Source organism: Aestuariivirga litoralis, assembly GCF_015714715.1.
GTDB lineage: Bacteria > Pseudomonadota > Alphaproteobacteria > Rhizobiales > Aestuariivirgaceae > Aestuariivirga > Aestuariivirga litoralis_A.
This window is the reverse complement of sequence record NZ_WAHS01000001.1, coordinates 1,627,701-1,640,997: the sequence shown is the minus strand read 5'-3', so window position 1 is coordinate 1,640,997 and position 13,297 is coordinate 1,627,701. Positions and strand designations below refer to the sequence as shown.

The following is a 13,297-nucleotide window of genomic DNA, read 5'->3' as shown; positions in this document are numbered from 1 at the left end:
CAAAGGGAGAAGACGAAAATGATGAAAGTGTTACTCGCAACCACGGCTTTGGTCGTTGCAATTGCTGGCGTGGCTGAAGCTAAGCCTTACAAGATCGGCATTTCCAACACCGTGCAGGGCAATGGCTGGCGCGAAGAAATGGTCTGCGCCATGAAGGCTCAGGCTTTGGCTTCGGGCGAAGTGGCTTCGCTGAACATCGCTCACCGCAACACTGACGCTGCTGGCCAGCTTGAAGACCTGCGCAACCTGATACAGGCCGGCGTGGATGCCATCGTGGTGAACCCTGCCAATCCGGATGGCATCAATGCGGCCATCAAGGAAGCAACCGCCAAGGGCATCGTTGTGGTGGCCGTTGACCAGGCTGTGACCGAACCTTCGGCCTACATCCTGTCCAACAACCAGGAACAATATGCCTATCTGGGCGCCAAGTGGCTGTTCCAGAAAATGGGCGGCAAGGGTGCGGTGCTTTATATGCGCGGCGCTGCCGGTGCATCGGCTGATACCGATCGTGATAAGGGCTTCAAAAAGGCCCTGGCTGAATTCCCGGACGTGAAAGTGGCCCAGGAAGTGTTCACCGGCTGGCAGCAGGACAAGGCCAAGCAGCAGATCAACGACATGATCTCGTCTGGCGCTGCCTTTGACGGCGTGTGGACTTCGGGCATCGACAATGTGATCGTCGATGCGATGAAGGAAGCCGGCGGCAAGATGGTGCCGGTGGTCGGTGCTGACAATGCGGGCTTCGTGAGCCAGCTGCTGAACGAGAAGGATCTCGTCGGTGCTGCTGTCACCAATCCGGGTTCTGTCGGTGGTGCGGGCGTTGCCCTTGCTTTGCAGATCCTCGATGGCAAGAAGCCAGCCAGCAACACCGTTCTGGTCGACCCTGTTCTGTGGGATAATTCCACCCCGGAAGGCAAGGACATGATCGCCAAGGCGCAGAACCCGAAGCTCTCGCCGGAATGGCCGGTGAGTGTTTCGATCCCGAATTACACCACCTATTCGATGGATCAGGTTATTGCCTGCAAAGGCCCGGGCGAATAAGTTAGCTTGAAGCAACACAATGCTGGACCCTCGGCCGTGCGCCGGGGGTCTTTCTTCACTGGAATGGTGGCAGGAGATGAATACGCAAGCTGAAGAGGCGGCTCTGATCCTGGATGCGCGCGGCGTATCCAAAAGGTTCGGCGCTGTTCTGGCTTTGCGTGATGCCGCGCTGAAATTGCACCGTGGCGAAGTGGTCGCCTTGATGGGCGCCAATGGCGCCGGCAAATCCACCTTTGTCAAAATTCTTACTGGCGCGCTGAAGCGCGACACCGGCGAGGTTGAAATCAGTGGTGAAAACCGTTCGATTGGCTCGCCCGCTGCCGCGCGCCGCGCTGGCTTGGTGCCGGTTTATCAGGAGCCATCGCTCATTCCGGATTTGAGCGTGGCGGATAATCTGCGCCTTGGCGACACGCCGGTGGCAGACTTTGTGCATTGGACGCGGGAGCTTGGCATTCCCGATCTTGATCTGTCTTTGCACACGCACGAACTGCCGCTGGCCACCTTGCGCATTCTCGATCTGGCCCGAGCGCTGGCCAGTAAGCCGGATATTTTGTTGCTCGATGAAATGACAGCGGCGCTGCCGGCTGATCTGGTGGAGCGGGTGTTGAAGGTCGTGCGCAAGCATGCCGATGAAGGCATGGCGGTGATTTATGTGTCGCATCGCTTCACCGAAATTGCGCAATTGTGCGACCGTGCCACTGTGCTGCGCGATGGCAAGACGGTGGGTGACTTGCCGATTGAAGCGGGTGTCGAAGAACATATCGTGGAACTGATGCTGGGCGCGGCCTTGAAGCCCACGACACGCGCACAGGCAGCGCAGCATGAACAAACATCTTCCAAAGTTCCGCGCCTGAATGTGCATGGAATTGCAGCTGGCACCAGATTGACCGATGTCAGCTTTGAAATGTTTCCGGGCGAAGTACTTGGCGTGGTCGCACTCGAAGGCCAAGGCCAGGACGAATTGTTCAACGTGCTGGCCGGTTTTCAAAAGCCAAAGGCGGGCACGTTGGAAGTGGACGGCAAGAATATGAGCTTCGATCATCCCGCCGCCGCAATCGCCGCCGGAATCAATTTGGTTCCTGGCGACCGCGTCAGTGCGCTACTTATGTCACGCTCGGTGCAGGAGAACATCGCATTGCCGCGCGTCGCAGCGTTAAAGAACTGGGGCATCGTGGCGCTGAAGCGCGAAGCCGAAAAAGTAAACGCCGCCATCGCGCGTCTGCAGATCGACACGCGTGCGCAAGGTGAAGTGCGCCGTCTTTCCGGCGGTAACCAGCAGAAGGTCACCATCGCCCGCTGGATCGCGCGCGGCGTGGAAACCTTGCTGCTGTTCGATCCCACCCGCGGTATCGATGTGCGTACCAAGCAGCAGATTTACACATTGGTGCGCGAACTGGCGGATCAGGGCGCAGCCATACTCTTCTACACATCAGAACTCGCAGAAATCCGTATGGCCTGTGACCGCGCCGTCGTGATCTTCAACGGCCGCGTGGTCGACATCATCGACGCCAAGGACGCCGACGATCAAACCCTGATGCGCGCCGCCTACGGCCTCACCGCGCAAGGTGCTGCGTAATGGCTGGCTTTGTCTCCCGCAACGCCTGGACTTTCGGCCTCGCGGCTTTCCTCGCGCTGCTGCTGGTGGCCACCAAAATCATCCAGCCCAGCTTTGGCATTGATGGCCTCGACTCCGTCTCGCGTGCCGCCTTGCCTTTCGCACTGGCTACGCTCGGCATGTCGATCGTCATCATCGCCGGCGGCATCGATCTCTCCATCGGCTCTATCATGGCGGTAGCCAGCGTCACCGCCGCCGTGATGATGCAGGGCCAGAGCGATGGGCTGTCCGTACCCATTGTGCTCTTCGTGCTGGCCTTCGGCGCGCTGATCGGCGCCATCAATGGCGCGCTCATCGTCATCACCCGCGTACCCGATATCGTCGTCACCCTGGCCACGCTTTTCGTGCTGGAAGGTGCGGCCATCCTCATCCTCGAATCCCCCGGCGGTGCCATCGCGCCCTGGCTGCGCGAGTTGATCGTGGGCGGCCTTCCCATTCCCGGCCTCGGCTGGATTCCAAAATCACTCGTCGTGCTTGTGGTCTCCGCCGCAGTGATCTGGATGCCGATCAGCCGCTCCAAACTGGGTCTCATGCTCTACGCCATTGGCAGCGACAAGCTCGCCGCCTTCCGTTCCGGTGTTCCCGTTTCGCGCACCAAGATTATTTCCTATGCGCTGGCCGGATTGTTCGCGGCACTCGGCGGCCTCGCCGTCACCATGAGCACCGGCATCGGCGAACCCATTCCCGGCCCTTATTTGCTGGCCAGTGTGGCGGCTGCTGTGCTGGGTGGCGTATCACTCACCGGCGGCAAGGGCGGATTGATCGGGCCGATCCTCGCGGTCTTCATCCTGCGTCTGATGCGGTTGGACCTCACGCTTCTGTCGGTTGATCCCAATGCCACATCGATCATCGAAGGCACCGTGATGGTGGCCGTGGTCATGTTCGGTGGCCTGTTGGCTGTGAGAGGGAAAAAATCATGAGCATCGCAGCCGAAACCGCTTCGCCCATGTCGCGCCTTGGGCGCTTCCTGAAAGACAATCCCACGCTTCCTCTGGTCATCCTGCTGCTCATTCTGGTGGGCCTGCTGGAAGTGATCCGCCCCGGCATCGTCAACGACCGCTGGATCAGCAACACCATCCGCTTCGCAACACCGCTGGCCATGCTGGCCGCCTGCCAGACTTTGGCGATGTTGACGGGCGGCATCGATCTTTCTGTTGGCGTTGTCGCCACCATCACCGGCTATATGCTGGCCACGCTGTCGCCCATCGTCGGCGTGCCTCTAGCCACGGTCTTGGCCCTCATTCCGGCTTTGCTGGTGGGTCTCATCAATGGCTTCGGCGTAGCCTTCTGCCGGGTCCATCCCCTCATCATGACATTGGGCACGGGGCTTATCGCCACCGGTTGCCTGCAGGTCTATCAGCGCGCTGTGATCGCCACCGGTGTGCAATTCCCCGATCTCTGGGTCTGGCTTGGCTCCGGCCGCACTGGTGTTTTCCCCAATGCGCTGTTCCTGTTCGTGCCCTTCGCTGCGATCATTGTCCTGGGCCAGCGCCGCACCGGCTTTGGCCGCTTGCTCTATGCTATTGGATCGAATGAACGCGCCGCCCGCCTGTCCGGCGTGCATCCCTGGCAGGTCTATGTTCTGCTTTATGTCTTGTCGGCACTCATCGCTGGCCTTGCAGGCTTCCTCGATCTCGGCCTGATCAAGACTGCCTCGCTCTCACTCGCCATGCCGCTGGTTCTGCCCTCCGTGGCAGCGGCGGTGATCGGCGGCACCTCGATCTTCGGCGGGCGTGGCGGCTATGGCGGCACCATCATCGGCGCGCTGATCCTGACCGTACTGGGCACGCTGCTCACCCTGCTGCAAATGCCGGAAGGGGCCCGCCGCATGGTGTTTGGCCTCATTATCCTCGCGGTCACCGCGCTTTATGCAAGGCTCACCGATCAAACCTAGAAACGGAACTCACGCATGGCCAAGTTCAAAGTCGTCGGCATTTCTTTTGATCACATGCATATGGGCGATTTGCTGCGCCTCGTGCATGAAAATCCCGATGCGGAAATCGCCGGCATTTTCGATCCCAACCCGGCCAAGATGGAAAGCGCCATTGCCAATTTCGGTCTTGGCGCCGACAAAGTGTTCACTGACTTTGACGCCTGCATGAAGGCCACCAAGCCTGATCTCGCCATCCTCTGCGCTGCCACCGCTGATCACGCCACTTACACCGAGCGTCTCGCCAAATACGGCGTACATGTTTTCGTGGAAAAACCCTTCGCCGCTTCTGTGGCCGATGCCCGCCGCATGATGGCGGCGATGAAACCCACGGGAAAGATCATGGCGATCAACTGGCCTTTGGTCTGGGTGCCCAGCCATGTGACTGCCAAGCGCCTGATCGCCGAAGGCACCATCGGCACATTGACGAGCGTGCATTTCAATGACGGAAATCGCGGCCCGCTCTATCACCTCGCCGACAAGGTGGAAGTCTCCGCCGCAGAGGTCGAGAAGCAAAAGCCGGGCTCATGGTGGTACAAGCGCAGCTCCGGCGGCGGCAGTCTGCTCGACTATCTGGGTTACGGTTCCACCTTAGGCACTTGGTACATGGATGGCGAGGCGCCGTCGGAGGTGACCTGCACAGTGGATCACACGCCAGGCATCGAGGTCGATCAGCATTCGATCACCGTGTGCCGCTATGCGCGTGGTCTCTCCCGCATGGAAACGCGCTGGGGCACGTTGACCGACCCATGGACCATCCAGCCACAGCCCACCTGTGGCTTTGTTTTCGTCGGCACTGACGGAAGCATTTCCAGCCCGGATTATGCCACGCATGTGTCCGTGCAAACCCGCGCCAAGCCGGAAGCCACTTTGGTGCCGGTCGATACGCTGCCGGTGGGCAAGCGCAATGCGATTGAGTATGTGTTGGGCTGCATCAAGAACGGTACGAAGGTCACAGGCCCACTCGATCCCGAAGTCAGCCTGATGGGCCAGCGCATTGTCGATACGGCCGCTCAATCAGCCAAGGAGAAGCGCACGCTGGCGCTCTTGCCGTAGTACAAAACGTTAGCGCGCCAGCAGCGCCTTCGCCGTCGCCTCATCGGTGATCAGCCCGCGCAACCTGCGGCTCTGCAGCACGGCATGAATCGCATCCTGCTTTTCCTTGCCACCGGCAATCGCAACAATCTGATCCGAACCATGCGCGCCGAATGACACAGAAAGCGTGCGCGCGGTGAGCGCGGTTTGCAGCACGCGGCCATGCTTGTCGAAGAAATAGCCCAGCATTTCACCGATGCCGCCATCGGCCTGAATGGCCTTGATTTCGCGCGGCTCCACCATGCGGGAAATGGCCAGCGTGGCGCTACTGCCCACTGTGCCGATGCCGACGATTTTCAGTGTTGATTTGTTGGCCAGATCCAGAATGTCATGCACGCCGCGCTGTGCGAGCAGCACTTCGCGGTCTTCCACCGAATTGGCGAAGAACGGCACCGGCAGGAAATGCGCGCGCGCACCGGTTTTTTCGGCGATCGTGTGCATGACGTCATGTGGGTTCACGGAATAGTCGGGCGTCACGCCACCCAGCAGCGAGACGAAGCGCACATCGGCCACATTCATCCGCGCCATCTGCTGCACCACGGCGGCCAGTGTGCTGCCATGGCCGAGGCCGATCACCTGATGCGCGCCGCCTTCAATTTGCCGGCGCAGATAATTGGCACCTGCAGTACCGAGTGCGCGGAACGGCTGGCCCTCTTCATCGAGATCAGGCGCCACCATGCAGAAATCCAGCGCGAAGCGGGTGCGCAACTCGTTCTCAAGCTCCACGCATTCAACAATGTCGCCTTCGATGGTGATCTTAACCACGCCTTCAGCGAGTGCGCGCGAAATCAGGCGGTGCGCCTTGACGGAAGTGATGCCCAGCCGTTCGGCAACGGCGGCCTGGGTCATCCCGCCGCGATAATGCAGCCAGGCGGCCCGCACCGCCAACGATCTTTCATCACTTGCCTGAGACACGCCTTGCCGCCTTCCTCATCCCGCCTCAGATGTTCAGGTGTTCGGCGCCCGTGTCAATATGCGGCGCCCAGAAAGCCACACTTTCCGCAATCTGCGGAATGACCTCGCGGTCATTCGGCTCGCGTTCCTTGAAGGAAAGCTCGAGGCAGATTTCATTGTCCATGGCACCACCCTCGGCGAACGCCTTGAGCAAAGGTGCGGGCTGGATGCGGCCTTTCGCATTAAAGGCGGCGGTGAAGGGCCGGTGCCCGCCCTTGTCCATCAGGCTCTGCTTGATATGGATGATGGGAGAGTAAGGCGGCACGGCGCGCGCCCAGGCGTAAGGATCAAAATCATCCGGATTGGCGCTGGTCACATCGCCATGGTCAATATCCGCCATCATCCACATGGGCACGGCCATATTGGCGTCGGTCAGCCGCTTTTGCAAAGCGAGGCAGGAGGCAATCGTATCACCGAATTCGCGGCCGATGCTCATCGGCTCCCAGAACACATATTTGAGCCCAGCCTTCTTGCCGTGCTCGGCCACTTCGGCCCAGCTGTCGATGGCGATCTGCGTCAGCTCTTCGCGGCGCTTGGCGTCGTCGAAATCCTTGTAGGTGAAAATCGCAAATTGCGTGCCCACCGATAACCCGCCGAGTTCGGCAGTAATGTCGACGAAGGTTTTGAACCATTCGATATAGTAACGCCGCACATCCTTGTCCGGATGGCCGAAATGATTGAGCCTGCCATAAGGCCCGGTCATGCCGGAGGTGACGCGCACGCCGGTGCGCTTCAGCGCCGCTGACATTTGTTTCGTGAGACGAGCGATCACCGGGGCCGACCATGACGGGTTGATGAATTCATGGGTGAGCTGCAGGTCGCGCAAGCGCAAATCCCGCGCCACGGTGTCAATCAGATCATCCGGATCGGCAAAGCGGTTGACCAGCGGATTGGTGTTCAGTGAGAGAGTGAGCCCCATTACGCCAGCACCTTCTGTGCGCTCAGCCACTTGTCCAGTGCGGCGATTTCCTTGTCTGAGATCACGAGACCCAGCTTGGTGCGGCGGGTGAGAATGTCATCCGCCGTTTGCGCCCATTCATGGCGGCGCAGATAATTCACTTCAGCTTCGTGCAGGCCAGCGCCGAAATCCTTGCCGAGGTCGTTCACCGATTTGGCATTGCCGAGCAGCGTGGAGGTGCGCGACCCATAAAGCCTTGCATAATGCTGCACCAGTTCACGCGGCAGCCATGGATAGGCCTCGCGCAACTGATTCACAAAAGCGGGGAAATCCGCATTCGCCAATTCGCCACCCGGCAGAATTCCACCGCGCGTCCAGTCACCGCCCATCTGCGGAAAGAACTTGGCGAGGCGTTGCACGGCATGTTCTGACAGCTTGCGGAAGGTGGTGATCTTGCCACCGAACACGCTGAGCATCGGCGCGCCGCCAGCCTCGTCGAGATCAAACACATAGTCGCGCGTGACAGCAGAAGGGTTGCCCTTGCCATCATCAAACAGCGGGCGCACGCCGGAATAGCTATGCACCACATCGGCGCGGCGCAGCTTCTGCTTGAAATAGCGGTTCACTGCCGCGATCAGATAATCGGTCTCGGTGTCTTCGATCTTCACGTCTTCGACCTTGCCGTCATAGGGAATGTCGGTGGTGCCGATCAGCGCCAGTCCGTCCTGATAGGGATTGATAAAGATCACCCGCTTGTCGTGGTTCTGCACCAGATAGGCGTGCTGCCCGTCCCAGAATTTCGGCACGATGATATGGCTGCCTTTGACCAGGCGCACATTGCGGCTGGAATTCACGCCAGCCACGCGCCCCACAATATCATTGACCCAGGGCCCGGCTGCATTGACCAATGCCTTGGCTGTGACAGTGCGAACGCCCGTCTTGTCTTTCAGTTGCACATTCCACACGCCACCCTCGCGGCGCGCGCTGACGCAGGTCGTGCGCGTGAGAATCTCGGCACCCTTCTCGGCGGCGTCGATGGCGTTCAGCACGACGAGCCGCGCATCATCCACCCAGCAATCGGAATATTCAAAACCCTTGGTGAATTGCGGCAGGATGGGCGCACCCTCCGGCGCACGGCGCAGATCGAGGCTGCGCGTGCCCGGCAGGCGTTTGCGTCCGCCGAGATTGTCGTAGAGAAAAAGTCCCAGTCGCACTAGCCAGGCGGGCCGGTCATCCGGACTGTGCGGGAGAACAAAGCGCATCGGCCAGATGATATGCGGCGCCGAATTGAGCAACACTTCACGCTCGATCAGTGCTTCGCGCACCAGGCGGAATTCGTAATATTCGAGATAGCGCAAGCCGCCATGCACCAGCTTGCCAGAGCGTGACGAGGTGCCCTGCGCCAGATCATCCTTCTCGCACATCAAAACCTTGAGGCCGCGGCCTGCGGCATCGCGTGCGATGCCTGCACCATTCACCCCGCCGCCGATCACCACAAGATCGAACGCGTCATTTTCATTTTTCTTCAGCATGGCATTCACTTCAGGATTTCTCGTGGGGCAAGGCGGCGAGGTCTTTCCAGATCGGCAACATGGAGACTCGCGTCTTGCGGTAAACTTCAAAGCGTTGGCGGTAGATGTCTGCGGCCTCGGCATCAGGCGCTTCCGGCGCACCCAGCAGCGGCGTCACCCATTTGGCGATGCAGGTTTCCACGTTGGGATAGGCCTTCACCGCCACGGCGGCCATGATGGCGGCACCGGCAGCGCCCGCCTCTTCGCGGGCCGACACACGCACCGGCGCATTGACGGCGGCAGACAGAACCTGGCGCAAAGCCGCAGAGCGCGCCGCACCGCCAGTGATGCGCAGCTCCTTCGGCATGTCGCCCATCATTGCATAACAATCGCGCATCGCGAGGCCCAGGCCCTCGATCACCGCTCGCACCAGATCAGCATAGGAATGCGTGGAAGAAAGCCCGGTGAATTGCGCGCGCGCGGCTGCATCGACGAAAGGCCCACGCTCGCCTGCTTCGGAGATATAGGGATGATACAGAAGCGCGCCGGGCTTTGTGCGTGCCAGCCAGCCATCAATCTTGGCCACCATGGCGCCATGGCTCTCTTCCTGGCCGAAATCCTGCAACACTTGCTGGCCCAGCCGCAGCACCCAATCGAGATTGAGCGTGGCCGCCATATTGGTCTGCACCTGCGTGACGATCCCGGGCGAGGGCAGGGGGATCACATAGCCCGTGCCTTCATCATTCAGGAAGACATCATGCGCCTTCACCGCGCGCATATGCACGCCGGTGGAGCCGATGACGGAACAGGCCGCGTCCTTGTCGCCGGTATAAACGCCAGCGCCAAACGCCGTCATAGCCATATCGACATAAGCCAGCGTCACCGGAATGCCGGGGCGCAGGCCGGTGGCCTTCGCCGCATCCGCAGTCAGCGGAAATGTTGTCTCGCTGCCTTCCACAATCGGCGGCAGCAAGTGGCGCTGCTTGCTGAGGCCTAAAGCCTCGAGCACATCGTCGTTATACTGCCGCGTGCGGAAATCACCGAAGGTGAAACTCGCTTCCGAAGGATCAGTGGCGCGCGTGCCAGTGAGATTGAGGAATAGCCAATCCTTGCAATGCAGCGCAACTTCCGCCCGCGCCAGAAGATCAGGAGCGGTGGCCAGCATATGCGCCAGCTGCGTGCCTTGCTGGCAGGTGTTGAGGCCAGTGCCCGTAAGTTCGAAGCGAGCGCGGTTTGCTGATGAAGCGGCAAGCCGCTCAACTGTGGGCGCGGCCCGCGCATCAAGCCACAGCCACGCATCACCCACGGGCTTATTGTCTTTGCCGACAAGCCATGTGCCGTCGCCCTGGCCAGTGACGGCGAGTGCGATGGTGCGCGTGGCGAGGTTTGGAATCTTGCTGCCCAGATTGCGCAGCGCCTGCGCACAATCAAGATAGGTCTGCTCCAGCGATTGAGTGACAGCGCCGCCCTGGCCTGTGTGATAGCGGTTCGGAATGGCGGCGGCATCCAGCTGGCGGCCTTCGAGATCAAAGGCCACGGCCTTGATCACCGACGTGCCGGCATCAACACCGATGATCACATCGCCCGATGCGCTGTGTGGCGAACCCTTCATGCGGACGCACTCTTCTCCCGTTGGTGTAATTTATTATCGTTGTGAATATTATTTCACTGTAAATCTCATCTGTCAATTGGCTCTTTTGAGGACTCTGCGGCCTCAGGCAGATTTATTGACCGGGAACCGGAGCGGTCGCCGCTCGGATAATTCTGAAATTACTCACGTATCTCGCAATCATCTCTAGATGCGGATCATTCATCGATAATTTGCTTCCCGCAATTGCTTTGTTGCAGTGCGAAATAATGTGCAGTGCAATGAATAAATTTCAGCATTGGCAATTGACATGAACTGAAATTCATTCCACAGTGAGTAAATAATTACTCGTGAAGGCGCCGCAGAGCGCTTGAGTGAATGGGAGACGAAATGGAAGCCGGGTCAGGTCTTCGCATCACATCAAAAGTTCAATTGCGCGGCCACGGCTTCGCGCTGCGAGGCCGCTCATGTCGCTGAATGAAACCCGCACCTCGTCTTCACTCTCGTCCCGCAAGGGCTGGATCATCCTTGGCGTCGCGGCGGTCGTGCTGTTCGGCGCAATGGCAGCGAGCACCAAGGTCGTGGTCGTCGGTTCGGCCGATGATGTGCGCAAGAAGGTCTTCTCGAAAGAAGAATACGGCGCGGCGAAATTCCCTGACGTGCAGAAATTCATTCTCGAACATGCCGTGGATTCAAAAGAGCTGGGCGCAGCCATCGCAACCGACGCTACGGCCGCCGGCACGAAATATGGCGTAGCCACCAATACGGGTCCGGTGATCCCTGTCACTTTCACCGGCACGGCGGGCGAAGGCTCATCCGGCATCTATAAAGTGGCTGTTGATGGCTTGCCCGAAGGCACGCTGGTGCGTGTGCAGATGGGCCCGGCGATCAATGGCACCGATCTGCGTGACGCGACCGGCACCATCAAGTTCGGCCAGTTCACCAACCAGATTGAATATCAGGACGCCGGTTCTGCCCTCAACAATGAGATGAAGAAGCAAACGCTGGCTGGAATCGATGCGGCCAATCTCACCGGCAAGAAAATCACCGTCACCGGCGTGTTCAAGCTGATCAATCCCAAGGGCTGGCTGGTCACGCCCGTCAAGGCGTCGGTGGAATGAACAAGCCCGCACCAGCAGGGGCGAACATTGACGGCGTGGTGCTGGAAGCGCGCAATGTCAGCAAGTCCTTCGGCAACATCCATGCCTTGAAGGGCGTGAATTTCAGCGTCTATCGCGGCAAGGTGACAACCTTGTTCGGTGAAAATGGCGCCGGAAAATCCACGCTGATGAAAATCCTCTCCGGTGTGATCCAGCCTTCGGGCGGCGAGATCGTTCTCGATGGTGCGCCGATCAGTTTTGTTTCATCCACGGACGCGCGCAACCGTGGCATCTCGATCATTCACCAGGAACTGAGCCTCGCGCCCAATCTGACCGTGCGCGACAATATTTTCATGGGCCGCGAGCTGATCAAGGCGGGTCAGGTGGATTTCGCTGAAGAAGAACGCCAGGCGCGCACTTTGATGCAAGAACTGCAGCAGGATATCGATCCCCTGACCAAGGTGGAAGACCTGCGCCTGGGCCAGCAGCAGATCGTGGAAATCGCCCGTGCTCTGTCCGTCAATTCACGCATCCTCATCATGGATGAGCCGACCTCTGCGCTCTCTGCCACCGAAGTCGAAGTGCTGTTCCGCGTGGTGCATGACCTCACGGCAAAAGGCGTCTCCATCGTTTACATTTCGCATCACCTCGAAGAGGCGTTGCTGATCACCAATTACGCCGTGGTGCTGCGCGATGGCGCGATGACGGCCTATGCACCGCGCAAGGATATTGATCTCGAATGGATCGTGCGCAACATGGTGGGCGAGAATTTCGATCTCGGCTCACCGCCGACTGGCTACAGGATGGGCGATGTGGCGCTCTCCATCGAAGACTTGACGGTTCCGGCGGCCGGGGGCGGTTACAATGTTGTTGATCACCTTTCGCTCTCGGTGAAATCCGGCGAAATTGTTTGCATCTATGGCCTGATGGGCGCAGGCCGCACCGAGCTTCTCGAATGTGTGGCAGGCCGCCTCAAGCCGGCATCCGGCCAGGTACTGCTGAAAGGCGAAGACGTTGCGCATCTGCGCATCGCCGAACGCATCGACAAGGGCCTCGCTCTTGTACCGGAAGACCGGCAGCGCGATGGCCTGGTGCAGACCATGTCTGTCGGACAAAATCTTTCACTCGCTTCGATTCGTGCTTTTGTCGAACGCCTCTTCGTTTCCAACCGCCGCGAGCAGGATCTGATCAGCGGCGCCATCAAGAAAGTGCATATCAAGACCGATGGTGGGCGCGCACCCATCGGCTCGCTCTCCGGCGGCAACCAGCAGAAGGTTGTCATAGGCAAGATGATGGCCACCAACCCGAAAGTGCTGCTGCTGGATGAACCGAGCCGCGGCATCGATGTCGGTGCCAAGGCGGAAGTGTTCAAGCTTCTGGCAGCGGGCGCCAAAGAGGGCCTGGCCGTCATCTATTCCACTTCGGAAGTGGGCGAATGCCTGAGCGTTGCGCATAGAATTATTGTTCTGCGCCGCGGCAATATCTCCGCCGAATTCACATCAGATACCACCAAGGAAAAAATCATGGCCGCTTCTGGCGAAGCCAAGGCGGCTTGAGGAAATTGAACC

11 protein-coding genes are annotated in these 13,297 nt (G+C 59.6%); 7 read left to right on the top strand and 4 right to left on the bottom strand.

The annotated features are described in order from the left end of the window. The first annotated feature begins 18 nt into the window (after positions 1-18). The 5 genes from F8B91_RS08420 (at position 19) to F8B91_RS08400 (ending at position 5,639) form a co-directional block, all read left to right on the top strand. Positions 19-1,038 carry an ABC transporter substrate-binding protein gene (locus F8B91_RS08420; protein ID WP_196503267.1) on the top strand — a complete coding sequence of 340 codons (1,020 nt, stop codon included), beginning with the start codon at positions 19-21 and terminating at the stop codon, positions 1,036-1,038. Between the two features lie 76 nt (positions 1,039-1,114). Beyond that, positions 1,115-2,614, top strand: coding sequence for a sugar ABC transporter ATP-binding protein (locus F8B91_RS08415; protein ID WP_196503266.1), 1,500 nt, complete (start codon positions 1,115-1,117; stop codon positions 2,612-2,614). Continuing rightward, positions 2,614-3,573 (top strand): ABC transporter permease, encoded by a 960-nt coding sequence (locus F8B91_RS08410; RefSeq protein ID WP_196503265.1) that lies wholly within the window; start codon positions 2,614-2,616, stop codon positions 3,571-3,573. Before F8B91_RS08415 ends, F8B91_RS08410 begins: the two co-directional genes overlap by 1 nt. After that, on the top strand, positions 3,570-4,547 hold the full coding sequence (locus F8B91_RS08405) for an ABC transporter permease (RefSeq protein WP_196503264.1): 978 nt from the start codon (positions 3,570-3,572) through the stop codon (positions 4,545-4,547). Before F8B91_RS08410 ends, F8B91_RS08405 begins: the two co-directional genes overlap by 4 nt. Before the next feature lie 15 nt (positions 4,548-4,562). Continuing rightward, the gene (locus tag F8B91_RS08400) at positions 4,563-5,639 is read left to right on the top strand and encodes a Gfo/Idh/MocA family protein (protein ID WP_196503263.1); all 1,077 of its coding nucleotides are present in this window, start codon (positions 4,563-4,565) and stop codon (positions 5,637-5,639) included. 9 nt (positions 5,640-5,648) lie between these two features. Here F8B91_RS08400 and F8B91_RS08395 read toward each other — a convergent pair whose 3' ends face one another. The 4 genes from F8B91_RS08395 to F8B91_RS08380 all read right to left on the bottom strand — a co-directional run bounded on the left by F8B91_RS08395 (position 5,649) and on the right by F8B91_RS08380 (position 10,653). Continuing rightward, entirely contained in the window at positions 5,649-6,527 is an 879-nt protein-coding gene (locus tag F8B91_RS08395; protein WP_196503940.1) for a sugar-binding transcriptional regulator, read from the bottom strand. Between the two features lie 91 nt (positions 6,528-6,618). Further along, complete coding sequence (locus tag F8B91_RS08390) at positions 6,619-7,551, bottom strand: sugar phosphate isomerase/epimerase family protein (protein ID WP_196503262.1); 933 nt, start codon at positions 7,549-7,551, stop codon at positions 6,619-6,621. Continuing rightward, positions 7,551-9,062, bottom strand: coding sequence for a glycerol-3-phosphate dehydrogenase (locus tag F8B91_RS08385; protein WP_196503260.1), 1,512 nt, complete (start codon positions 9,060-9,062; stop codon positions 7,551-7,553). The genes F8B91_RS08390 and F8B91_RS08385 overlap by 1 nt, the downstream gene beginning before the upstream one ends. A 10-nt stretch (positions 9,063-9,072) precedes the next feature. Next, a complete protein-coding gene (locus F8B91_RS08380) occupies positions 9,073-10,653 on the bottom strand; it encodes an FGGY-family carbohydrate kinase (protein WP_196503259.1) in 1,581 nt (526 codons plus the stop codon). 443 nt (positions 10,654-11,096) lie between these two features. Here F8B91_RS08380 and F8B91_RS08375 point away from each other — a divergent pair, with 443 nt between their 5' ends. Both F8B91_RS08375 and F8B91_RS08370 read left to right on the top strand, forming a co-directional pair. Then, the gene (locus F8B91_RS08375) at positions 11,097-11,750 is read left to right on the top strand and encodes a DUF2291 family protein (protein WP_196503258.1); all 654 of its coding nucleotides are present in this window, start codon (positions 11,097-11,099) and stop codon (positions 11,748-11,750) included. Beyond that, positions 11,747-13,285 (top strand): sugar ABC transporter ATP-binding protein, encoded by a 1,539-nt coding sequence (locus tag F8B91_RS08370; RefSeq protein ID WP_196503257.1) that lies wholly within the window; start codon positions 11,747-11,749, stop codon positions 13,283-13,285. The genes F8B91_RS08375 and F8B91_RS08370 overlap by 4 nt, the downstream gene beginning before the upstream one ends. Positions 13,286-13,297: the final 12 nt, after the last annotated feature.

What these genes read in the sequence shown, in the direction of transcription:
- F8B91_RS08420 (WP_196503267.1), top strand. Translation starts at nt 19, where the DNA reads ATGATGAAAGTGTTACTCGCAACCACGGCTTTGGTCGTTGCAATTGCT.
- F8B91_RS08415 (WP_196503266.1), top strand. Translation starts at nt 1,115, where the DNA reads ATGAATACGCAAGCTGAAGAGGCGGCTCTGATCCTGGATGCGCGCGGC.
- F8B91_RS08410 (WP_196503265.1), top strand. Translation starts at nt 2,614, where the DNA reads ATGGCTGGCTTTGTCTCCCGCAACGCCTGGACTTTCGGCCTCGCGGCT.
- F8B91_RS08405 (WP_196503264.1), top strand. Translation starts at nt 3,570, where the DNA reads ATGAGCATCGCAGCCGAAACCGCTTCGCCCATGTCGCGCCTTGGGCGC.
- F8B91_RS08400 (WP_196503263.1), top strand. Translation starts at nt 4,563, where the DNA reads ATGGCCAAGTTCAAAGTCGTCGGCATTTCTTTTGATCACATGCATATG.
- F8B91_RS08395 (WP_196503940.1), bottom strand. Translation starts at nt 6,527, where the DNA reads ATGACCCAGGCCGCCGTTGCCGAACGGCTGGGCATCACTTCCGTCAAG.
- F8B91_RS08390 (WP_196503262.1), bottom strand. Translation starts at nt 7,551, where the DNA reads ATGGGGCTCACTCTCTCACTGAACACCAATCCGCTGGTCAACCGCTTT.
- F8B91_RS08385 (WP_196503260.1), bottom strand. Translation starts at nt 9,062, where the DNA reads ATGCTGAAGAAAAATGAAAATGACGCGTTCGATCTTGTGGTGATCGGC.
- F8B91_RS08380 (WP_196503259.1), bottom strand. Translation starts at nt 10,653, where the DNA reads ATGAAGGGTTCGCCACACAGCGCATCGGGCGATGTGATCATCGGTGTT.
- F8B91_RS08375 (WP_196503258.1), top strand. Translation starts at nt 11,097, where the DNA reads ATGTCGCTGAATGAAACCCGCACCTCGTCTTCACTCTCGTCCCGCAAG.
- F8B91_RS08370 (WP_196503257.1), top strand. Translation starts at nt 11,747, where the DNA reads ATGAACAAGCCCGCACCAGCAGGGGCGAACATTGACGGCGTGGTGCTG.